22 protein-coding genes are annotated in these 24,389 nt (G+C 29.9%); 21 read left to right on the forward strand and 1 reads right to left on the reverse strand.

Features of this window, described 5'->3' with window-relative positions; genetic code table 11:
• Positions 1–15 precede the first annotated feature (15 nt).
• The 21 genes from VIM70_RS19145 (at position 16) to spoVAE (ending at position 21,759) form a co-directional block, all read left to right on the forward strand.
• Positions 16–1,491 (forward strand): O-antigen ligase family protein, encoded by a 1,476-nt coding sequence (locus VIM70_RS19145; protein ID WP_331947383.1) that lies wholly within the window; start codon positions 16–18, stop codon positions 1,489–1,491.
• A gap of 27 nt (positions 1,492–1,518) precedes the next feature.
• Complete coding sequence (locus tag VIM70_RS19150; RefSeq protein ID WP_331947384.1) at positions 1,519–2,853, forward strand: glycosyltransferase; 1,335 nt, start codon at positions 1,519–1,521, stop codon at positions 2,851–2,853.
• A 60-nt stretch (positions 2,854–2,913) separates the two neighbouring features.
• Positions 2,914–3,966, forward strand: coding sequence for a non-hydrolyzing UDP-N-acetylglucosamine 2-epimerase (gene wecB / locus VIM70_RS19155; protein ID WP_331947385.1), 1,053 nt, complete (start codon positions 2,914–2,916; stop codon positions 3,964–3,966).
• Positions 3,967–3,979: 13 nt separating this feature from the next.
• Positions 3,980–5,197 carry a glycosyltransferase family 4 protein gene (locus tag VIM70_RS19160; RefSeq protein WP_331947386.1) on the forward strand — a complete coding sequence of 406 codons (1,218 nt, stop codon included), beginning with the start codon at positions 3,980–3,982 and terminating at the stop codon, positions 5,195–5,197.
• A 107-nt stretch (positions 5,198–5,304) separates the two neighbouring features.
• Positions 5,305–6,564 (forward strand): O-antigen ligase family protein, encoded by a 1,260-nt coding sequence (locus tag VIM70_RS19165; protein ID WP_331947387.1) that lies wholly within the window; start codon positions 5,305–5,307, stop codon positions 6,562–6,564.
• 76 nt (positions 6,565–6,640) lie between these two features.
• The gene (locus VIM70_RS19170) at positions 6,641–7,297 is read left to right on the forward strand and encodes a sugar transferase (RefSeq protein ID WP_331947388.1); all 657 of its coding nucleotides are present in this window, start codon (positions 6,641–6,643) and stop codon (positions 7,295–7,297) included.
• 91 nt (positions 7,298–7,388) lie between these two features.
• Positions 7,389–8,108, forward strand: coding sequence for a WecB/TagA/CpsF family glycosyltransferase (locus VIM70_RS19175; RefSeq protein ID WP_331947389.1), 720 nt, complete (start codon positions 7,389–7,391; stop codon positions 8,106–8,108).
• Between the two features lie 149 nt (positions 8,109–8,257).
• Positions 8,258–9,256 carry a glycosyltransferase gene (locus VIM70_RS19180; RefSeq protein ID WP_331947390.1) on the forward strand — a complete coding sequence of 333 codons (999 nt, stop codon included), beginning with the start codon at positions 8,258–8,260 and terminating at the stop codon, positions 9,254–9,256.
• A gap of 24 nt (positions 9,257–9,280) precedes the next feature.
• Positions 9,281–10,834, forward strand: a complete 1,554-nt coding sequence (gene murJ, locus VIM70_RS19185; protein WP_331947391.1) for a murein biosynthesis integral membrane protein MurJ — start codon at positions 9,281–9,283, stop codon at positions 10,832–10,834.
• A 52-nt stretch (positions 10,835–10,886) separates the two neighbouring features.
• Complete coding sequence (locus VIM70_RS19190; protein WP_331947392.1) at positions 10,887–11,438, forward strand: nitroreductase family protein; 552 nt, start codon at positions 10,887–10,889, stop codon at positions 11,436–11,438.
• A gap of 177 nt (positions 11,439–11,615) precedes the next feature.
• Positions 11,616–12,476, forward strand: a complete 861-nt coding sequence (locus tag VIM70_RS19195) for a DMT family transporter (protein ID WP_331947393.1) — start codon at positions 11,616–11,618, stop codon at positions 12,474–12,476.
• A gap of 217 nt (positions 12,477–12,693) precedes the next feature.
• Positions 12,694–13,329, forward strand: a complete 636-nt coding sequence (locus VIM70_RS19200) for a cyclodeaminase/cyclohydrolase family protein (protein WP_331947394.1) — start codon at positions 12,694–12,696, stop codon at positions 13,327–13,329.
• A 183-nt stretch (positions 13,330–13,512) separates the two neighbouring features.
• The gene (locus tag VIM70_RS19205; protein WP_331947395.1) at positions 13,513–15,270 is read left to right on the forward strand and encodes an Eco57I restriction-modification methylase domain-containing protein; all 1,758 of its coding nucleotides are present in this window, start codon (positions 13,513–13,515) and stop codon (positions 15,268–15,270) included.
• A gap of 188 nt (positions 15,271–15,458) precedes the next feature.
• Positions 15,459–16,769, forward strand: a complete 1,311-nt coding sequence (locus tag VIM70_RS19210; RefSeq protein ID WP_331947396.1) for an acetyl-CoA hydrolase/transferase family protein — start codon at positions 15,459–15,461, stop codon at positions 16,767–16,769.
• Between the two features lie 25 nt (positions 16,770–16,794).
• Complete coding sequence (locus VIM70_RS19215; protein WP_331947397.1) at positions 16,795–17,913, forward strand: 4-hydroxybutyrate dehydrogenase; 1,119 nt, start codon at positions 16,795–16,797, stop codon at positions 17,911–17,913.
• A 270-nt stretch (positions 17,914–18,183) separates the two neighbouring features.
• Positions 18,184–18,519: an anti-sigma F factor antagonist gene (gene spoIIAA / locus VIM70_RS19220; protein WP_331947398.1), complete on the forward strand. Its 336-nt coding sequence runs from the start codon at positions 18,184–18,186 to the stop codon at positions 18,517–18,519.
• Positions 18,520–18,532: 13 nt separating this feature from the next.
• A complete protein-coding gene (gene spoIIAB / locus VIM70_RS19225; protein WP_331947399.1) occupies positions 18,533–18,961 on the forward strand; it encodes an anti-sigma F factor in 429 nt (142 codons plus the stop codon).
• Positions 18,962–18,971: 10 nt separating this feature from the next.
• Entirely contained in the window at positions 18,972–19,724 is a 753-nt protein-coding gene (sigF, locus tag VIM70_RS19230; RefSeq protein ID WP_331947400.1) for an RNA polymerase sporulation sigma factor SigF, read from the forward strand.
• A gap of 199 nt (positions 19,725–19,923) precedes the next feature.
• Entirely contained in the window at positions 19,924–20,376 is a 453-nt protein-coding gene (gene spoVAC / locus VIM70_RS19235) for a stage V sporulation protein AC (protein ID WP_331947401.1), read from the forward strand.
• Positions 20,377–20,382: 6 nt separating this feature from the next.
• Positions 20,383–21,399, forward strand: coding sequence for a stage V sporulation protein AD (spoVAD, locus tag VIM70_RS19240; RefSeq protein WP_331947402.1), 1,017 nt, complete (start codon positions 20,383–20,385; stop codon positions 21,397–21,399).
• Entirely contained in the window at positions 21,400–21,759 is a 360-nt protein-coding gene (gene spoVAE / locus VIM70_RS19245) for a stage V sporulation protein AE (protein WP_331947403.1), read from the forward strand.
• A gap of 57 nt (positions 21,760–21,816) precedes the next feature.
• Here spoVAE and VIM70_RS19250 read toward each other — a convergent pair whose 3' ends face one another.
• Entirely contained in the window at positions 21,817–24,222 is a 2,406-nt protein-coding gene (locus VIM70_RS19250; RefSeq protein WP_331947404.1) for a transglycosylase domain-containing protein, read from the reverse strand.
• Between the last annotated feature and the right edge of the window lie 167 nt (positions 24,223–24,389).

Genomic DNA, 24,389 nt, shown 5'->3' on the forward strand with positions numbered 1-24,389 from the left:
TAATGGAGGATTAAAATGAAATTTGCACAAGAGATTAAAGATTACTATTATTATTTAAAAAAATATATTCACATAATTATAGGGTTATATGCGGTTATAGAAATAGGACTGTTTATAAAGATTGGTTTATCAAATGGGCTAATGTTTGTTTGTAGTATATTTGTAACATTATTTTTAATTTGTGGTTTAATTTTAATGTTTAAAGATTTCGTTACATCAAGTAAAATTTATGCTATTTCAATTCCCATAATACCTATGGTATTGTATATTATGAATAGGTTACATATAGCGGGTATAGGTGAAGTAGTATATATAGCTTATATTTCAATATATTTAATCACTATGATTCGTGAATATAAAAAAGGAAAATTGGATTTTTCAAGACTTAAGGTTAAATACACCAAACTGAGTATTCTCTATATTATTTTGTTAATATTAGCTGTGATATCATCTTTCAGAAGCATTTTTTTATTAGAAGCATTTAAACTAGTGTTAATTAGTATAGTTTCTATGATGATCTATAGCATAGGAATGCTTTGCTATAAGAAAAACAATAAAGAGTTTTATAAAGATATTTTGCTTTATTTATGTTTAGGTGTTACCTTATCATCAATACCAGATATAATAGTAACATTATATAACTTGATAGCACGTGGTAATAATCAGCATCTTTATGGGGTATTAGGTAGTAATTTTATGCTTGGATATACTATAATGACAATTCCTTTTATATTACTGTATGCAATGAATAAAGAGCTGTCAGGAAAATATAATAAAATGTATAAATTATTATTATTGATACAAATAATTAATTTTAGCTCTCAAAAATCAAGAGGTATTCTTTTAACACTAGCTATGTGCTTTATTATTCTTTTTATAATTGATATAAAGAATTGGAAAAAATATATATTGGTATCTATTGTTGTTTTTTCTTGTATGACCTTCAATGTTATGCATAGATGGGATGTGGAACAAACAACAGAAGATATAAAAATAACAGGTTTAAGTAGCCTAGTTAGTAGCAATTCTCAAATATTTGCAAGATTAATAGCGCAAACTAAAAATCGAAGACCTATATGGGCTTTAGCTTTAGGAATGATTAGGGACCATACGTATTTTGGTGTGGGGCCAGGACAATTTAAATATTACTATGTACAATATGGCGGAAATGTTAAAAAAATGTATATAGATGCCCACAATATAATACTTGATTTAATGACAGAATTCGGGGTAATATTTACTTTTACTTTTATGTTAGCTTGGATAGGCGGATTATTAAAGTCAATATTGGATCTTATTAAAAATAAAAAGAAAGATTTCAGGGAATTTAAGTGGCCAGGAATTATTGGGCTTTTATGTCTCTTTGTTTATGGAAATATTACGGGGCAATCTTTTGTTACCTCAAGAGATCCAATAAGTGCAGTGCCTGCTTTTGTTTTTACTGTAGTGATGATATTAATGATATATCCAGAAGGAAAATCTGCTAGATAAGAGTTGAAACAATGTGAGGGGTTAATAATGAAAAACATATTAATTATAGCTTATTTTTACCCACCGCTGGGTGGTGCAGGAGTTCAGAGGACCTTGAAATTTGCTAAGTTTTTAGAAAAATTTGGATACAACGTAAACGTGCTTACTGTAGATAATGAAAAAGGTACCATAAAGGATGAGTCTTTGAAACTTGAATCAACTGATGGTATAAAGGTATTTAGGGCAAAGCAAATAGAAAATTTTATTGTAAGTGCTATAGTTAATAGGAAAGTAACTGATGTTAAAATTGATAACAAAGAGAAAAACGTAAAAGAATCCTTTAAAATTACGCTGAAATCTAAAGTTAAGAAAAAAATAAAAAAATACTTATTAAATGTTTATAGAAATATGTACATACCTGATGATAAAATTTCATGGAAAAAGGATGCAGTGAAATTAGGACTTAAAATCATTAAAGAGGAAAAAATAGATATAATATATTCTACGTCGTCGCCATATACTGGCCATTTAATTGCTTTAGAATTAAAGCAAAAATCAAATGTACCTTGGATAGCTGATTTTCGTGACCAATGGGTTGCTAATCCCTTCGTAGATTACTCAACCTATGCTATGAGTAAAAATGAGAAGATGGAGAAGGCAGTTATTGAAAAGGCGGATGCAGTAATATCTGTGAGCAAACCTATAATAGAAGATTTTATTGATAGATATAAGAATCAAGAAACTGATAAGTTTAAAGTTATTACTAATGGATATGATGAAGAAGATTTTGATAATTTTAATATGGATTTGGAAACGTCAAAATATATAATAACTCATAACGGAACTTTATATGGAAAGCGATCACCAAAAAATTTCTTAATAGCCATAGATAGGCTAATAGAAGATAAAAAAATAAGACAGATGGAACTAACTATTAGATTTGTTGGGCAAATAGGCAAGGATGCCCAAGAAGATATAAGATTTTTCATAGCTAAATATGATAATATAATTGAATTTATTTCATATTTACCACATAAAGAAAGTTTGAAAAAATTAGAATATTCTTCAGCAACACTTCTAATTATAGAAGCTGGTGTGGGTAGTGAAGGAATATATACAGGGAAATTATTTGAATATATAAGAAGTGGAAGAAACGTAATAGGAATTGTACCTCCTGGTGTTGCCAATGATTTAATTCTTGATACCAACATTGGATTTTGTTGTCATCCTGAAAAGGTAGATGAGATTTACGATGCTATATATAAATCTTATAGTATTTGGAAAGGTACACAGAAAAAATTAGATATTAATTGGGAAAAAGTTAAAAAATATAACAGAGAAAACTTAACTAGAGAACTAATGGGTATTATAGAAAGCTTATAGGAAGGAAGTGAACATTCTGATTTTTATTAAGAGAAACTTTAATAAAAGCCAGAAGTATATATGAAAATATTAACAGTAGTAGGAGCAAGACCACAGTTTATAAAAGCAGCAGCAGTATCAAATATCATTAGGAAAGAGCATGAAGAGATTTTAGTTCATACAGGTCAACATTATGATGAAAATATGTCAAAGGTTTTTTTTGAAGAACTTAAAATACCTAAACCTGATTATAATTTAGGAATTGGTTCAGGTGGACACGGCAAGCAAACGGGTGCTATGTTAATACAGTTAGAGGAACTTTATTTAAAGGAAAAACCAGATATGGTTTTGGTTTATGGGGATACGAACTCAACTTTCGCTGGAGCAGTTTGTGCAAGTAAATTGCTTATTCCAGTAGCACATATAGAAGCGGGACTTAGAAGCTTTAACATGAATATGCCTGAGGAGCAAAACAGAATATTAACAGATCATATTTCAAAATATCTTTTTGTACCTACAACTTCAGCTGTTAAAAATTTAAGTGCTGAGGGTATCACGAGTGGTGTTTATAATGTAGGAGATGTAATGTATGATGCAACTCTTAATTTCACTCATATTTCAAAAGAAAAATCTAAAATTATGGAAGAACTTAAATTATCAGAGGGAGAATTTATCCTAGCAACTATACATAGAGCAGAAAATACTAATGATATAAATAGATTAAGAAACATTATTGAAGCATTAAATGAAAGTGGACAAAAAATAGTATTGCCACTACATCCAAGAACTAAGAAGTATATGGATGATTATGGTTTAGTCTTTAAAAATAATATAAAGATAATAGAGCCAGTTGGGTATTTAGATATGATAAGTTTAGAAATGCACTGTAAAAAAATTGTTACTGATAGTGGTGGTGTTCAGAAGGAAGCTTTCTTTATGAATAAACCTTGTATTACTATGAGAGATGAAACAGAATGGGTAGAAACAGTGGAAAATGGCTGGAACATTATTGTTGGAACAGATAAAGCTAAGATATTAGATGGTATAGTTAACTTTAAACCAAATAAGGCTCAGCAAGATATTTTTGGAGACGGTCATGCAGCAGAGAAAATTTTAAAAATTATAAACAAATAATAGAGGTGAAAACATGCGTATTTTATTTTTAACTCAATATTGCCCCCCAGAGGTTGGGGCTCCTCAAAATAGAATTTTTGAGTTTGCTAAAAAATTAAAGGAATTTGGTCATGAAGTTACAATATTAACAGCATTACCAAATTACCCAATAGGGGAAATTTTTGATGAATATAAAGGCAAAGGGGTAGTAATAGAGGAGATTGAGGGCATAAAGATAGTTAGAACTAGTATTTATGCTACAAAGTCTAAGAGTTTTACTAAAAGATTAAGAAATTATTTATCCTTTACTTTTTCCTCCGTATTTCAAGGAGCTAAACATATAGAGAAACAAGATGTAATAATAACAGAATCTCCACCAATATTTCTTGGTTTTTCTGGGTATGTATTATCTAAGCTTAAAAAAGCTAAATATATTTTTAATATATCTGATTTATGGCCAGAATCAGCTATAAAATTGGGGGTACTTCATAATAAATTATTCATAAAGATGGCTGTATGGTTAGAAGAATTTTGTTATAGACGTGCAGCAGCTGTTACTTGCCAAACCCAAGGAATAGTTGATGATATAGTAGGAAGAGGTTTTGATAAAAATAAAGTACATCTTTTAACAAATGGAGTAGATACAGATTTATTTAAAAAAGAAAATAGAGATGAAGACTTTAGGAATGAGATTGGAATAGAAAATAAATTTGCATTATGTTATGCTGGTATTCATGGCCTTGCACAAGGACTACAGGTTATAATAAATGCAGCTGAGATAGTAAAGGATGAAGAAAATATTCAATTTGTTTTCGTGGGTGATGGTCCTGAAAAACAAGACCTAATAAATATGGTAAAAGAAAAAGATTTAAAAAATGTTACATTTTTACCACTTCAGCCAAAGACAAATATGCCTAAAATAGTGGCGTCTATGGATGCTGCAATAATTCCCCTAAAGAAGTTAGAACTATTTAAAGGTGCTCTACCTTCAAAAATGTTTGAAACATTAGCTTCAGAAATCCCTATAATTTTACCAGTACAGGGCGAAGCTGCAAAACTAATAAATAATGCAAATGCAGGAATTGTAGTAGAACCAGAAAATCCAAAAGAAATTGCAGAAGCGGTGTTAAAGTTATATAATGATATAGAACTTAGAAATAAGTTAGGTGAAAATGGAAGAGCCTATGTCATGGAAAATTATGCTAGAGAAAATATAACAAGAAAATTGGAGAAAATATTGACGAATTTATAAAAATCATAATGAATAATAAGTCCCTCACTTACAAATAGAAGTATTTTTGCAAGTGAGGGACAGATTTTGTATAAATAATATTATTAGAATATAAAGAGGTGTAAAAGATGAAAGCAAAGTATAGTATTTTATATTATTTGATGTGTGCTTATATAGTAATAATGCCTCTGATTCAGGAAGGAACAAATATAAAAGGAATACCTGTTTCAGATATTTTACTAGGGATAATTATCATCTGGTATTTTACAAATTTAGTTCTTAAGAAAGCTACTAGAGAAAGGTTTATATACGGGATTAAAGATCTCTTTAGTAATGTATTAAGTATTTATATAATGATATTATTAGGTATAATGTTATTATCTACATTTTATGCATTAGAAAAGAATTTAGCGTTAAGTGAAAGTGCCAGGTTCTTAACTTATGTATTTATATTTTTTATAATTAAATATGAATTTAATACAAAAAAATTAGTAAAGAATCTATTGGGATGTTATATATTCACTGCAGGAGTACTAAGCGTTTTTGGCATAATTCAATATTTTACAAAAATCGGATTAGATAAAAAATTTGTAGAACACTATGCTTCAGGATATAGTGTGGTTAAGATTGCTACGACTATGTTTAATCCCAATGCCTATTCCGCTTTTCTTATTCTAATTATATTTCCAGTAGTAATGCTTACAATATATGAGAAAAATAAAAAAATTAAGAGCATCTATGGGATAATATCAATTTTATTATTTGTAAATATAATTATGACTTATTCTAGGAGTGCACAATTAGGAGTCTGTATAGGCGCAGTGATTTTATGTGTAATTTACAGCTATAAGTTAATTATAGCTTTTGGTGGGATAGGGGTATTAACTTTATTTATGCCATCAGTTTTTGATAGGGTTCGGGATTTAACAAATGCTTCACAAAATGCCTCTAGATTTAAATTGTGGAAAACGGCAATAATGATGATTAAAGACCATCCGATTTTAGGTGTTGGTAATGGTAACTATATTAGTCGATATGATGAATATGTTAACAAGTACAAAGGTTTAAGCTATAATGCTTACACAAGATATCCTGCACATAACTCTTATTTAAAAGTTGAAAGCGAATTGGGCATAATAGGAATTGTATCTTTTTTAGCAATTTTAGTAACATCACTTTTTAGAGTGAAAAAACTGTTTACTACAACAGATGATAAATTTATAAAAGCTTTTTATATGGGAGCATTTGCATCAATGATTGCGTTTTATTTTATGAATATATTTGATAATTTATTTTTTGTACCTATGGCTACAACATATTTTTGGTTTTTAATAGCAACAGCTGAAAGTTTGTTAAACTCATCATTAAGGGATTCAAACATAAAATAATAAAACATATAAGTTTTTAAGGAATTTAGAAATGATAAAAATATCTAAATATTCATTGGAAAGTAGGAGTTGAAAGATGAAGAATAGCAAGATGATTACTATTGATAAGAAAACACACATTGATGATAAAAAGCTGCAATTTGCACTTAAGAGATTAATGGATATTATATTATCTTTAATTGGTATAATTATATTATTGCCTGTATATTTAATTATAATTATAGCTATTAAATTAGAGTCAAAAGGAGCAACAGTATTTAAGCAAATAAGGGTAGGTAAAGATGGAGAAAATTTTACTATTTATAAGTTTAGAACTATGATAATTCAAGCAGAAAGTAAAAGAACACTTAATATAGATCCAAACGATTTGGAAAACTTCGTATTTCAAAGTAAGTCAGATAGTAGAATAACAAAGGTAGGTAGTTTTTTAAGAAAGAGTAGTTTAGATGAAATCCCACAATTTTTTAATGTTCTTTTTGGACAAATGAGCCTTGTAGGTCCTAGACCTGAAATACCTGATGTAGTGAAGTATTATCCTAAAAGCTATCATCAAAGACTTTTAGTTTTACCAGGAATTACTGGACTTGCACAAATTAGTGGAAGAGGAGAAATTGAATTAGGAAAAACAGTTGCTTATGATCTGAATTACATTAAGGATTTTTCAGTTATTTTAGACATTAAAATTATGTTTTTAACTGTGGTATCTGTATTTAAAAAAGAAGGGGCTTATTAAGAAATCTCTACAATTGCTAATATAACCACTTATTATATTTAGTATAATTTCATTAGGGATCTATAAAATGTAGGTTATTTGGAGGGGTTTTATGAAAACAAAAATTTTAGATTATGAAATTTTTAATGATAATATAGAAGAATTATTTAAAAATATAAATGAATTGGAAAAGGTGCATATTATTTCAGGAAATCCAGAGGTTCTTCTTAATGGACTACAAAATAATGTATTGTTAGAGAATTTCACTAGTGAAAATTCAATTATTATTCCTGATGGAGTTGGTACCGTGATATGCTCTAAAATTATAGGGCAACCTGTGAGACAAAAAATTGCAGGTATAGAAGTCATGGATAATATAGTGAAAAAATGTGAAAAAGAAAATTCGGGAATATATTTGCTGGGTTCCACAAAGCAAACAGTGGATATGTGCAATATTAATTTACGAACTAAATATCGTAAACTAAATATCTTTGGGAGTCATGATGGATATTTCGATCTGGATAATTGCGAAGAAATACTAAGGCAAATAGAAAAAGTTAATCCAAAAGTATTATTTGTTGCAATGGGATGCCCAAGGCAAGAAATATTTATAGCAAAATATATGGACAGACTCCCTTGTAGCATATTTATGGGTGTTGGCGGAAGTTTCGATATTATAGCAGGTAATGTAAAACGTGCACCTAAATGGATGATAAATATAGGAATGGAATGGCTTTACAGAGTTGTAAAAGAACCATTTAGAATTAAAAGATTATCATCGATACCAAGATTTATTTTAATTGTATTAAAAGATAAGTATAAGAACAAATAATTAGGTATTAGGCGCAAAGAAAAGTATAGGAGGGGATCCATATTAAAGTTCTGCATATCATATCCGGCAACGATAATGGTGGGGGTGGAAACCACGTATTAAACATATGTGATAAAAGCAATAAATACTTTGAAAATATAATTGGTTGTTTGGGAGAAGGTCCACTATACTTAAAAGCTAGAGATATGGATGTTAGTTATAAACTATTTAACACGAAGCTTAATAATATGGAACTCGTGAATTATATAAATGACAATTCAATAAATATAGTAAGCTTCCATGGAGCAAAACCATTCTTAATGCATTTAATTTTAAAAAACAAATTCAAAGTACCTACAGTCGCTGTAGTTCACAGTGATTTTAGATATGATTTTATTAATAATAAATTAAAATATTTAATTTTTACTCCGCTTAGTATAAAAGGTCTAAAGAGCTTTAGCAGTTATATTTGTGTATCAAATAACTTAAAGAAGTTATTAGAAGAAAAAAAAATTAATGGAAGTAAAAATGTTGTAAATAACGGTATAGATATAAAAAAAGTTAGAAGTGGGATCTCAGCAGAAAATATAAGAAATAGTTTCAAATTTGGCCAGAAGGACTTTATATTTGTTATGGTTGCAAGATTACATCCTATAAAAAATCACAGACAAGTTATACTGGCCTTCAGCAAACTAACGCTTGAATTTCAGGATGTAAAATTAATTTTAGTTGGTGATGGGCAGTTGCGACCAAATTTGGAAAAACTAATATTGGAATTAAAACTACAAAACAATATAATAATGGTTGGGAATGTGTCTAATCCTATAGACTATATAAGCAGTTCTAATGTTAGCGTTTTAGCTTCATTAAGCGAGGGCGGAGCACCACCTTTAACGGTCTTAGAGTCAGGAATAGTCAAGAAATCTTTGATTTATACCGAAGTTGGAGATTTAGAATGTATACTGGATAAAAATAGTGGATATAAAATAAAGAATAAAGAAAGTGAAAATATTTATAAAACTATGAAAGAAGTTTATTTAGATAGGATAAATTTAAATATAAAAGGTGAAAATTTATATAACATTGTAGTGAATAGATTTACCATAGAAAAGTTTTGGGAAAATTATTTTCAAATATATAAAAATATATTAAAAAAAACTAATTTTTAAATTCACAAGAAGATGGAGTGTACCATGAAAGAAAACAAAGTTTTAAAAAGTTCAATGATTGTAATGTTATTTGTAATACTTGGAAAGGTGTTAGCTATAATAAGAGATAGTTTAATGTTTTCTAAATTTGGGGCTACTCATTCAGCAGATATATATGTATGGTGTTTTGGCGTGGTTTTTCTTTTTACAAGTCTAGGCTATGGTCTTAGCACAACAATAATACCTATTCTTACAGATTATATTGAGACAAAAGAATTAGATGAGAGAAATAGTTTTGTAAATAACGTAACTAATACTTCTATGATTATAACCGTAATTATCACGGGTATTGGAATATTATTTTCTTATTATATAGTGTTTTATTTTGCGAATAACTTGGCTAAGGACCCAATTATATTTAATCAAACTGTGAAGATACTCAGAATAATGTTCTTATCAGTTCTATTTTTGACACTTCAGGGCGTTGTGGCAGGAGCGTTACAAGCTCACAAAGAATTTTCTATTCCGGCTGCCATGGCAGCGGCAGCAAACTTAATATACGTAATTTATCTAAGTTTATTTGTAGATAAATTTGGGCTTACAGGGTTTGCAATTACAACGGTTCTAGCATTTTTTGTACAGTTCATAATTAATGTCCCAAAGTTTAAGAAACTAGGATATAGGTATAAATTTGAAGTTGATTTTAAGAATAAAGACATGATAAAAATGTTTTTGCTCATGATACCAATAATAATAAGTACTGCAACCATGCAATTTAATTTGTTTATTAATAGATCATTTGCTATGAGCTTATATGAAGGAGCGACTTCAATTCTTGAATGTGCAAATAAAGTAACGCTACTTACATATGAAGTTTTTGCAGTTGCTGTTTCAATGATAATATACCCAATATTGTCTACATTCATTGCTCAAAATAATCATGAGGAATATAAAAAATCCTTAGTTAAATCAATTAATATTATAAATTTAGTTATGATACCAGCAGCACTAGCAATAGTGATATTGAGAGAGCCTTTAATCAGCGTATTATATTTTAGAGGTAAATTTACCTTAAGTGATGTGAAGTTAGTTTCTGAGGCCTTATTGCTCTATTCTCCAACAATGCTCGCTTATGGAGTTAGAGACGTATTAAACAGAGCTTTTTACTCTGCAAAAGATACTAAAACACCAATGGTATATAGTATCGTTGGGGTTGCAATAAATATTATTTTTAGTGCTATTTTATTTAGGTATATGTCAGTGCCAGGTTTAACATTATCTTCATCAATTTCATCTGTAGTTATCACCTTATTATTACTAAGACGGATGAATAAAAAATTTAAGGGAATCAATTTTAACTCTATGCTTAAAACCTTGGTGAAAATATCTATAGCTGCAATTATTATGGGAGTAGTAATATATTTTATCAAAAAAATATTTATAATTAACTTAACATTGGCGTTTACTGTTAATTTAATGATTTTGTTTGTATGTTCAATTGTAGGAATAATATTATATTTTGCTGCCACATACATTTTGAAAATCGAAGAATGCGTTTATATATGGAATATATTTAAAAATAAATTTATAAAAAAATAACTACATTATTTATATAACAATTACACATACTAAAATTAAAGGAGTGTGTTATATGGAATTTTATGATGTTGTTGAAAATAGAAAAGGTATAAAAAAATTTAAAGATACCCCAATAAACCCTGAAAAATTAGCTAGAATGATTAATGCAGCTATGATGTCACCTTCATGGAAAAATAATAGTGGTTATAAGTTTATTTTAGTTGATGAAAAAAAGGAGCTCGAACAAATTTCTAAAGCTATAATGAATAATGATAATTTAGCATCGCAGTCAATATTAGATGCGCCTATGACTGCAGTTGTTGTGGCTGACCCTAATGCTTCTGGAGAAGTAGAAAACAGAGAATACTATTTAGTAGATAGTGCAATAGCCATGGAGCATTTTGTTCTATCAGCTACAAATGAGGGTTATGGAACTTGTTGGATTGGAGCAATTAATGAAGATGTTATTAAAAAAACTTTATCCATACCACAAAATTACAAAGTAGTTGCTATGACTCCTATTGGAGAAATTACAGAAAGTAAACAACATAACGAAAAGAAAAATGTAAAAGATTTTGTATTTTCAAATACTTGGGATAATGCCTATGTTGAAAATAGTAAATAAATTCTGTTTTGAATTATTTTAATATAAAACTCTATGATCTGTATATACAGACATAGAGTTTTTGTTTTATTTAGGTCCATTTAAATAAATAAGATGAAAAATTAACATAAAGATGGTACAATTTTAGTGTTATTCAATTATTTTTTACCTTAGGCACATTAAATAAGGGGGGTTACTATGGAAAAAACAAAGGGTTTTTTATATATTGTTTTATCTGCTTGTTCTTTTGGCATTATGCCAATACTCGCAAAATTGTCATATAGAGGAGGCTCAAACACATATACCACACTATTTTTCAGGTTTTTCTTTGCAGCAATTATGCTTTTGTATTATTTAAAATCTAAGGGGATATCACTAAAATTGAGTAAAAAGCAATTATATTTAGTATTAATTATAGGTGTATTTGGATTCACACTTACATCAATTAGTTTATTTACGTCATATAACTACATAAGCATTGGAATGGCTAGTATGATTTTCTATACATATCCTGCTATTGTTACTTTATTGTCATATGTGTTATATAAAGAAAAAGTTCACGGGAGACAAATTATATCTTTGATTATTTCATTAATAGGTATTTATATACTAATTGACAGAGGAAGTGTTAATTTTAATTTAAAAGGTATAGTACTTGCAGGAATAGCTGCATTAATGTATTCATTATATGTGCTGGGTGCATCTAATAAAGAATTTAAAACTATTAACAGCTATGTTTTAACTTTTTATATATCATGTGCATCTGCTATTGTAATGTTTATTGCAGCAAACACATCAAACAATTTTAAAATTCATATTTCTTTTTATGCTCTTGTGGCGATTTTATTATTAGCATTCATATCAACTGTAGTGGCTTTAATGGCTTTTCTAGAAGGCGTTAGAATAATAGGACCCTCTAAAGCTTCAATTTTTAGTACTATTGAACCTATAGTTGCATTAACTCTTGGAACATTAATTTTAGGGGAGCCTATTTCATCTAGAATTGTAATTGGAAGTATAATGATTATAATGTCAGTTGTGATATTAACAAAAGAATAATTAGGCTTTTAAATTTTTGTATATCTACGTGTTTTTAAGATGCATAACAGAATTGTAATAGTATAAAAATACATTAACGAGTTAAATAGCGATGCTTGATTGACAATGAAGATCTAATGATTAATAATAAAATAAGTAGTAATATTTTATTATTAATCATATATAATTTTTATGGTATGTACATAACATATTAAATTCTGAGGAAGGAGAATACAACATGTTAGATCAAAAAACTGTTGAAAAATTTATTGATGAGTTAGGTTCTAGCTCACCTACGCCTGGAGGTGGAAGTGTTGCTGCACTTGTAGCATCACTTGCTAGTGCATTAGGTTCTATGGTGTTTAATTTAACTGTAAATAAGAAGGTTTACAATGAGTGCAGTGATGAAGATAAAATGCTTGTTGATAAAAGCTTAGTTCTATGTGTTAAACATCAAGGAAAATTTTTAGATCTAATGAATAAAGATACAGAGTCATTTTTAACTTTGATGGCAGCTTTTAAACTTCCAAAGGAAAGTAGTGACGAAAAGGTTGTAAGAAGCGAAAAAATTAAGCAAGGGTATAAGGGGGCATTAGAAGTTCCTTTGAGTGTTGCAGAAGAAGCATATAAAGTTTATGAATATGTTGAAACAGCAGCTAAGTTAGGTAACAAAAATATAATTTCTGATGCTGGTGTATCAGCTTTAATGCTTCAAGCATCTATTGAAAGTGCAATTTTAAATGTAAAAATAAATCTTTCTGGTATCAAAGATGAAACGTATATAGAGAAAATAAATTTGCGATGTACGCAATTAGTGAAACAGGGAAGAGCAAGGCGAGATGAAATATTATCTGTTGTTATTGAAAGTTTGTAAGGATTATTTGTGAGAGTGTATAGAAAATAAATCAAGAGGTTCATAGTTCATCATAATATGCATTTATAATATAATCTAAGGGGTCTATAATCTAAATAAAAACTATGTGTAGCTATAACTTATAAATTTGTATGGGAGAAATTAATTAAGGTTAGTTGTAGTTACATAGCTGGGAGAAAATAAATGCTTGATTTGTTGAAACAAAAAATATGTGAACTACATAATATTATTTTAAGTCCAATAGATGATATGTTCAAAATAATTGCTCTAAAAAATTATAAAAAGGAAATGGAATCATCGCAAAAAAAAAGCTTTGGTGAAGTTTATTATGAGTTTATAAAAAACAATAAAGAAAAAGGAACAGTGTATACTCCAGAGCCTATAACCTCTTATATGATTAGTAACACTATAAAGGTGGAGCAGATAATAAAAAATCCTTATATAAAAATTGTGGATCCTTCTTGTGGAACAGGGAATATATTAATTTGCTGTTTCAAGTATCTTAGAAATTTATATAAGGATAATTTAAAATTAATAAATGAGAAAAATGGGTTAAATATAGATATTAAAAATATTGATAACCATATAATAACAAATAATTTGTATGGTTTTGATATTGATGATATAGCAATTAAAATTCTTATTATCGATTTATTTGATTTAAGTCAAGGGAGCATACTCAGTAATATTTTTAATAAGGATTTTTTATTATATGAAAATGAACAAAAATATGACATCTTTATAGGTAATCCACCCTATGTAGGTAAAAAAGCTATTGATAATGAATATGCAGCTTATCTGAAAATCAGGTACAAAGAGGTGTATAGGGATAAAGGTGATCTATCTTATTGTTTTTTTAAAAAAGCGCTAGAAGACTTGATAGATGGTGGAAAGTTGACTTTTATTACATCAAGATACTTTTTAGAATCACCAAGTGGAAAAGATTTGAGGAAAGTTTTAAAAAAACTTTGCAACATAGACAAAATTATTGATTTTTATGGAATAAGACCGTTTAAAAATGTAGGTATAGATCCTTTAATTATGTTTATAACAAATTATGTAAGTGAAGATAATGATATTGAAATCATAAAACCAATAAACGTTAAAGATAAAAGCAAAAAAGAATTTTATAACAGCGTCTTTCTTGAAAATGGTAGGGTATTCAAAGATTTTCTCCTCAATAAGAATAGATTAAGTGACGATGGGTGGATTTTAATAAATGAAAAAGAGCAAAATATAATAAAAAAAATAGAGCAAAAAAAATCCACGCTACTTGATAATATATGTAATAGTTATCAGGGGGTAATTACTGGTTGTGACAAAGCTTTTGTGGTGAGTAGTGAGATTACACTGAAAGAAAACATTGAAAAAGATATCGTAAAACCATGGATAAAGAGTAGTTATATAGAAAAAAATATGGTATCAAGAAAAGATAGTTACATAATATATTCAGATTTAATTTGTGATCCACAGGAGTATCCGCGTGCTATAGCTTATATAAAGCTTCAGAAGGGAAAATTAATAAAAAGAAGAGAATGTCAAAAAGGTATTAGGAAATGGTTTGAACTTCAATGGGGCAGAAATCAAACAATATTTGAAAGTGAAAAGATAGTTTTCCCATTTAAGGCAAGTAGTAATAGATTCGCTCTTGACAAAGGAAGTTATTTTAGTGCAGATGTATACGCATTAATTTTAAAAGAAAATGTCCCTTTTACTTATGATTATTTATTATATTTATTAAATAGTAAGATTTATGAATTTTATTTTAAGACATTTGCCAAAAAACTAGGTGAAGATGCTTACGAATATTATCCTAATAATTTAATGAAATTATGCATACCAAGTATTATGGATGATTATAAGGATGGAGACGAAAATTATTTATACGATTTCTTTCAGTTTAGTGAAGAAGAAAAAAATATTATACTTGAGGGAGTATAGTAGTTAAATATATAAACAAGGAATTTTTATGATGCAGTTGATATTGTTTTATGTGTAAGTGCAAGTGCTTGTACAAGTTTTAAAAGAATTATGAAGCTAATTATGAAAAAGTATGTATAATTAGTGTTAGGATGATAGTAAAAAAAATAATGTTTAAGCAAAAATAAAAAAATTAGGGAGTGATATCAATGAATTTAAATGAAATCTATAAATCAAAGATTATTTCGCTAGAGCAAGCTGCGACAAAGATAAAGTCTGGAGATAGAGTAGTAACAGGACATGCTTGTAGTGAGCCCGTAGACATTATAGATGCAATAATAAAGAATAAAGATGCTTATGAAAATGTTGAGGTCGTTCACATGGTTCCTATGGGTAAAGCTGAGTATACTAAAATTGGAATGGAAAAGAATTTCAAACATAATGCACTATTTGTAGGGGGAACTACTAGAGAAGCAGTTTCATCAGGACGAGCAGATTTTACTCCTTGTTTTTTTTATAAGATACCAGAATTATTTATTAAAGGTTATCTACCTGTAGACGTTGCAATTGTACAAGTTTCACAACCGGATGAGCATGGATATTGTAGTTTTGGTACAAATGTTGATTACACAAAGACCGCAACGCAGTGTGCAAAAGTAGTGATTGCAGAAGTAAATAAAAATATGCCAAGAACTTTTGGAGACTCTTTTATACATATTTCTGAAATAGATTATATTGTAGAAGTAGATCATAAAATTATAGAACTTAATCCACCTAAAATTGGAGATATAGAAAAAGCTATTGGCGAGTATTGTGCATCTTTAGTTGAAGATGGTTCTACACTTCAACTTGGAATCGGAGCTATTCCAGATGCAGTACTTTTATTTTTAAAGGATAAAAAAGATTTAGGAATTCATTCCGAGATGATTTCAGATGGAGTTGTGGAACTCGTTGAAGCGGGTGTAATTACAGGTAAGTCTAAAACACTTCATAATAGAAAGATAGTTGTTACATTTTTGATGGGAACAAAAAGGCTTTATGATTTTGTGGATAATAATCCGATGGTTGAAATGTATTCTGTAGATTATGTAAATGATCCAATAATAATTGCGAAGAACAATAAAATGGTTTGTATAAATTCTGCTATTCAAGTAGATTTAATGGGCCAGGTTAATGCAGAAACTATAGGATTAACTCAGTTTAGTGGAACTGGTGGTCAAGTTGACTTTATCAGAGGTGCAGCACTCGCAAAGGATGGAAAAGCTATCATTGCTATGCCTTCTACCGCAAGTCATGGAAAGATTTCTAGAATTACGCCTTTACTAGATGCAGGATCAGCGGTGACAACTCTTAGGAATGAAGTACAATATATAGTTACTGAATATGGTATTGCGAATTTAAAAGGTAAAACATTAAAAGACAGAGCAAGGGCACTTATAAATATTGCCCATCCAGATTTTAGACCCATACTAATAGAAGAATGGGAAAAAAGATTTAAATGTGATTTTATCACAAAATAAATATAATTACACAAAGGAGTGCATCATGAAAAATTTTCAATTAATTCCTCAAATTTACTCTTTTGATAATTTTAAAGACTTTGTTGAAGAGTTTAAAGTTGGTGATGGTGACTTAGTACTTACACATAAATTTATTTATGAGCCCTTCATGAAAGAACTTAATATAAAGTCAGAATTTATTTTTCAAGAAGAATACGGGTTTGGTGAGCCAACAGATGAGATGATTAACAAAATTATTTCAGATATTCCAAACAAAAAAATAAATAGAATTATAGGTATTGGTGGAGGAACAGTTATAGATATTGCTAAGTTAATGATTTTTAAAGATGTAGTTGATTGTTTAGATTTATTTGAAAAAAGAATTCCTCTTATAAGAGATAAGAGTCTAATAATTGTGCCTACAACTTGTGGGACCGGAAGTGAAGTAACTAATATTTCAATTGCAGAAATTAAATCTAAACATACGAAGATGGGCCTTGCTAGTGATGAATTATTTGCAAATCAGGCTGTACTTATTCCAGAACTTATGAAAGGGTTACCATTTAAATTTTTTGTTGCTAGTTCTATAGATGCATTAATTCATGCAATTGAAGCTTTTGTTTCTCCAAAATCGAATGCATACACCGAGTTGTTTTCAATTAGAGCTATAGAGATGATTATTAAAGGCTACATTGAAATTATAGAAAAAGGTGAAGAGCAACGATTAGCTTTACTAAAGAAATTTTCAACTGCTAGTAATTACGCAGGAATTGCATTTGTAAATGCTGGAGTTGGAGCAGTTCATGCTATGTCATATCCACTAGGTGGGGTTTATCATGTAGCACATGGTGAAGCAAACTATCATTTGTTTACTGAGGTATTTAAAATGTATAATAAAAAGAACCCAAGTGGAAAGATAAAGGAGATAAATAGCATTTTAACAAATATATTAAACCTTAGTGATGGTGAGGATGTTTACAAAGAGATTGAAAATGTCTTAAATAAATTATTAATGAAAAGGCCATTAAAAGAATTTGGCATGAAGTTAGAAGAAATAGAATTATTTACTGATAGTGTTATAGAAAAACAACAAAGATTATTAGTAAATAATTACGTTCAATTATCAAGAGAAGAGATGATTGAGATATACAAAAATTTATATTAGCTTATTGAGATGTTATAATAAATAGAAGCGAGATAATTAGGAATCTAATTATCTCGCTTCTATTTATTATAGAGCAATAGATTAAAATAATTAAAATTGTTTATCTATATTACATTAAAAGGTATAAAAATGGTTATAATATAAAAAAATGAAAAAATATTACAAAAAAAGAAGGAAAATCATGTAAGTTGTAGAATATAGAAAAAGGATATATTATTTAGAAAATACAGAAAAAATATTTTGATTTCAAATGATTCGGGGGGGAAGAAGATGCATTTAAATTTTGAAAATAGGGAAGATAAATTGATAGTTTACATGGTTGGAGAACTTGACCATCATAGTGCAGAAGAAGTAAGGAATATTATAGACGATAGACTAGAGCGAGATAGCTACAATAAATTAATAATGGACTTCGATGATGTAACATTCATGGACAGTTCTGGTATCGGGGTGGTTATTGGAAGATACAAAAAGTTACATATGAGAAATGGGAAAGTATGTGTGACTAACATTAAATCTTCAGTAAAAAGAGTATTTGAATTGTCAGGAATGTTTAAAATTATCATGTTATATGATGATGTTGAGCAAGCTGTAAACAACATTTAGTGGGGGGATTAGTATGGGTTACAATAAAATTAAAATTGAATTCTTAAGTAAATCACAGAATGAAGGTTTTGCACGTGTTGCAGTAGCAGCATTTGCTTCACAATTAGATCCTACAATTGAAGAAATTACCGATGTTAAAACAGCGGTATCAGAAGCTGTAACCAATGCAATTATTCATGGATACGAAAGCGAAGAAGAAATGATCACTATAGAAGCTATTATAAATGGAACGGAGTTAACTGTAATAGTTTGCGACGCAGGAAAAGGAATTGACAACCTAGAACTCGCTTTGCAACCCTTATATACTTCTCGCCCAGACTTAGAGAGGTCAGGAATGGGGTTTACTGTTATGGAAACTTTTATGGACAGCTTAGAAGTAAAGTCTGATAAAGGTAGGGGAACAAGTATAATAATGAAAAAAATATTTAATCCTTTAAGTTAGGTGGAATATTATGGACCAGAAAATAATAAGAAAAAATAATTATAATTATGAAGATAACATGCAGCTAATCCAAATGGCAAGAAATGGAGAACCGGGTGCACTTGACACATTAGTAGAAATGAACTTACCATTAGTTGCATCGATAAGTAAAAAATTTCTTAATAGAGGATATGAGTATGATGATATCTTCCAAATTGGTTGTATTGGCTTAGTAAAAGCTATTAATAATTTTGATACTAAATATAATGTCAAATTCTCAACATATGCTGTGCCTATGATAATGGGAGAAATCAAAAGATTTCTTAGAGATGATGGAATTATAAAAGTAAGTAGAAGCGTTAAAAATACTGCACGGCAGTTACATTATGATAAAGATACGTTAACAAAGCAACTGGGTAGGGATCCAACCATTGATGAACTATCGGACTTTAGCAAAATAGAAAAAGAGGATATAGTATATGCATTAGAATCTGCTAGCAATATGTTGTATTTATTTGATACAATTCACCAAGATGATGGTGCCCCTGTGCTATTAATAGATAAGTTAAGTGAAAAATACGAAGAAGATAATCAAGTTTTAGATAAAATTGCCCTTAAAGAGGCACTTAGAAAACTTGATGCAAAATCAAGACAAATAATTATGCTAAGATATTTTAAAGATAATACACAAATTCAGGTTGCGAAAATGATGGGAATAAGTCAAGTACAGGTATCGAGAATAGAAAAAAAAGTTTTGAAAATAATGAAGGAAAAGTTGAGCTAATAAAATAAGTGGATAAGATGAAATATATATAAGCAACTTTCAATGTCTAATCTTGAAGAGCTTATATAAAAATTCATCTTATTTTTTTGACTAAAAATCTTATATTCGTAAATACTAACATAAAGAATTAGCGTATTATATGTGCGCATAACAATATAATAAATGATTCCAATCTTAAAAATGACAAGGAGGGCATTTCATGAAGGTAGAGGAAAAAACTATAATAAAAAAATTCGATAAACTGAATTCTAATAACATCCCTAAACCTAAATTAGCACTACACTGTTTTAATGCCTTTTGGGTAGGAGGATTAATATGTGTAATAGGGCAATTTATAAGTGATATCTTTTCTCAAATGGGCATTCCTAAAGATGAGCTAGGCACTTATGTTTCTATAGTAATGGTGTTTTTAGGAGCTGTGCTTACTGGAATTGGTGTATATGATAAAATAGGTGATTTTGCAGGAGCAGGTTCTGTTGTTCCAATTACGGGATTTGCAAATTCAATTGTTTCACCAGCAATGGAATTTAAAAAAGAGGGCTTTGTTTTTGGTGTAGCGGCTAAGATGTTTACTATTGCAGGCCCGGTTTTAGTATATGGTATAGGTTCATCTGTAATTGTGGGGATTTTATATTACTTTTTAAGGTGGTGATTAAAAATGGGTAGAAGAATCGGTCTTCAAACTGTAGAAATTGAAAGTAAACCTAGAATTATAGGTACATATAATATAGTTGGACCTAAGGAAGGCATGGGACCATTAAAAGAGTATTTTGACAGAATTTTAGAGGATGATCTTAATGGAACTGAAAGTTTCGAAAAAGCTGAAACTAGTCTTTTATATACTGCAATATCAGAGAGTATAAAAAAAGCAAAACTAAAAGAGACGGATATAAATTATTTACTGGCGGGAGATTTACTAAATCAGCTATCTTCCTCATGTTTTGCAGCTAGAGATTTAAATATACCGTTCATAGGTCTTTATGGAGCTTGTTCAACTATGGCAGAGTCTTTAAGTGTGGGTTCGATGATAATGGAAGGAGGCATGGCTAATTACATTGTAGCCGCTACTTCATCACATTTCTCATCGGCTGAGCGTCAATTTAGATTGCCACTGGAAATGGGAAGCCAAAGGCCTCCAACAGCTCAATGGACAGTTACAGGTGCAGGTGCAATGGTATTGGCAAAAAAAGGAAACTTTCCATATGTTACTTATGTTACAACTGGAAAAGTTAAAGACTATGGAATAACTGATGTAAATAATATGGGAGTTGCAATGGCACCAGCAGCTGTAGATACTATTAAACAACATTTTATGGATACTGGTAGAAAACCTTCAGATTATGATGTGATTGCTACTGGAGACTTAGGAATTATAGGAAGAGAATTTACAGAAAAATTGATGTTAGAATATAAGTACGATATGAAAGGTCATTATATTGACTGCGGTGAGAAAATTTTTGATGCACAGAGTCAAGGGACTAATGCGGGTGGTAGTGGTTGTGGATGTTCTGCAGTAGTTGCAACAGGATACCTACTTAAAAATATGCTAAAAGGAAAATTCAAAAGGATACTTCTAGTTTCCACTGGGGCACTTCTAAGCTCAACTTCATCACTGCAAGGAGAAACAATACCGGGAATCGCACACGCTGTTTCAATAGAGTTTGGGGGTGAGTAAATGAATAATTACATTATGGCTTTTATAGTTGGAGGGATAATTTGTGTAATAGGGCAAATACTTATGGATACTACTAAATTAACTCCAGCTAGAATATTAGTTGTATTTGTAACCGCCGGTGTTATATTAGGTGCATTAAATATATATGATGTGGTTATGGAATATGGAAAAGCAGGTGGAAGTATTCCTTTGCCTGGTTTTGGATACAGTTTAGTAAAAAGTGTAATGAAGGAAGTAGATGAAGTTGGCCTTATAGGAGCATTTACTGGAGGTATAAAAGGAACTGCTGGTGGCATTACTGCTTCAATCTTTTTCGGATATATTATGGCTTTAATATTTAATCCTAAAAGTAAAGGGTGATAAAAAAATATGCTAACAAAATAAAGTATTTTGATAGCATATTTTTATTTTGTATTATCAGTTATGACCTTTATTACCGTTAGTTGGATCAACAGCTGGTGGGTCAACAACTGTTGGATCGGTGAGCGTCGGATCAGTAAGTGTTGGATCAGTAAATGTCGGAGGCAGTATAATTGGAGGAAGTACAGTTTGTTTTGAAAATGTATCAACTGCTGTTGGTAATACAAAAGCAGAGTCTTTTAATAATGAATTAGTCGGTGCATAAACTCTTTTTATAAAAACCCTTGTCTCAATTTTCCCAGGTGGCGTAAATTTTGATGCAAGAACATAACTACCATCTGGGGCAAGGGTTACTTTACCAAGAACATGTATGCTATCAGTAGTTGTAGGTTGAGTTCCATCAATAAATAGTTCTGAGTAAACCCTATCCCGTCGTGGGTCTGCAAAAGTTAAGGCAGAAGGTATATCACCTGAATCTTTTGATACAGACAAAGTGGATATGCCAGAAGGCATTTCTACGTTCTTTACTGGAAGGGATGCATGAGCTTTTTTCATAATTCCACCCCAAAGCGTTGCAGCATCATTACTACCCATATTCACTGTAGTAGCTTTATCAGTTCCAATCCAAACAGCAGCAGAGTAATATGGAGTTAAACCAACAAACCATAAATCTTTTGCATCAGAAGAAGTACCAGTTTTACCACGAACAGGCATGTCACCAAAAACAGCTCCTGGTCCAGTACCACCAGGGCTTACAGGTCCCTTTAATAAATCATACATTATATAAGCACTTTGAGGAGATAGAACAGGTGTTGTTTCAAATTTTGTTTCAAGCAATACTTTACCAGTCCTATCAACTACTTTAGTGTATAATCTTGGAGTAGTACGCATTCCGTTGTTACCAAAAACGCCATATGCCGCAGCCATAGTGAGAGGATTAGTTCCATTTGATTCTCCACCATTTAATTGGCCAAGAGCCATAGCAGCCGGACTAAGCTTATCTGTGTTATCTAGCTGTAATCCAAATTTTTCGCCATAAGAGGCTCCAGTCTTAAGACCAATCATATTCTCAATTTTCACAGCCGCAATGTTAACTGAATATTTCAAACAGTCTCTTAGTGTTAGGTACCCCTTATATTCATTAGGTGCATTTTTTGGATTATATCCAGGTTCAGGAATAGGTGAATCTTCAATTACTGTAGAAGCCGTAGCTATTTTTGAATCAATAGCAGGGCCATATACAGTTAGTGGCTTAATGCTTGAGCCAGGAGCCCTTAAGAAAGGAGCTGACGTAGATAACGTGGCTCTGTTCCAAGAATCAGGGACTTTCGTACTACGTCCACCTACAATAGTTTTAACTTCACCAGTATGATAATCAATAACAACAGAGGCAGCTTGTATGTCACCTTGTACTGAATTATCAATAAGTCTTTGTGTGGCATCTTGCATATTTCTATCCATAGTTGTATAAATTTTTACTCCATCATACATAAGCATTGATTTTGCTTCTGTTTTACTAATATTATATTGTTTCATTAAATCGTTAGTAACCTGAAGTATTACAGGTCTAGAGAAATACTCATAGTTCATTATATTTTCATTTGTTGGTGGAAAACTAAATCTTAAATCTTCAGCCATAGCAACATCTAATTGTTTCTTGTTTATTTTATTATACTTAAGCATATTATCAAGAACAGCTTTGGTTCTATTTGATTCAAATACTGCTTTATTTTTATATGCTTTAGATGCCAAACTATAAGAAACACTGGGATTCTGAGCAGCACTAGCTATAAATGCAGTTTGTTTTAAGGTTAAATCTTGAATAGATTTATTAAAATATTGCCTAGATGCAGCTTCTACACCATGAGCATTCCCTCCTAGATAAATAGTGTTCATATAAGTCTCTAAAATCTGAGACTTGGTTAAAACCTTCTCTATTTGAAGCGATAAGGCCATTTCTTGAACTTTTCTTTTTATAGAAGTCCTGTTATTCAAAGAATCTTCTAAAAATACTCTATATTTAACCAATTGTTGGGTTATAGTTGAAGCACCCTGAAGACTTCCACCACTTCCTTTAAATTTTATTTTTATATCATTAAATATAGCACCAAATAGTCTTTGTAAGTCAATGCCAGGGTGGGTATAAAATCTAGTATCTTCAATACTTATAAATGCATCCTGAAGGTTTTTTGGAACTTTACTAATGGGTACATTAATTCTTCTTTCTGAATTTGCATATTCATCCATAGGTTTTCCGGAATTGTCTACCAATACTGTTATCTCATCTAATTTTAAAAATTCATTAATATCTAAACTAGGAGCGGTCTTAACCATAGCTAGTACGACTCCTCCAATAGCTACAGTGGCTACTAAGGCTATAATTGCAATAGTCAAAAAAATGGTTTTAAAAATTTTCTTTCCATTTCCTTTATTCTTTTTTTGAGTAGCTTTTCCTTTTTCCATTTAGTATCCTCCTTGTATTTCTATAAAGCAGACAAGAATTGTAAAATGTTACATTGCCTTCTAGAAATTCACATTGTTTAACTATAATTAGCTTTTAATATTATACCATAAAATTGTGGTATTTATTAAATTGTGATTAATATAAAATATTGAGTTTGAAAAGGCAT

Source organism: Clostridium sp. (genome assembly GCF_036569345.1).
GTDB lineage: Bacteria > Bacillota > Clostridia > Clostridiales > Clostridiaceae > Clostridium_AD.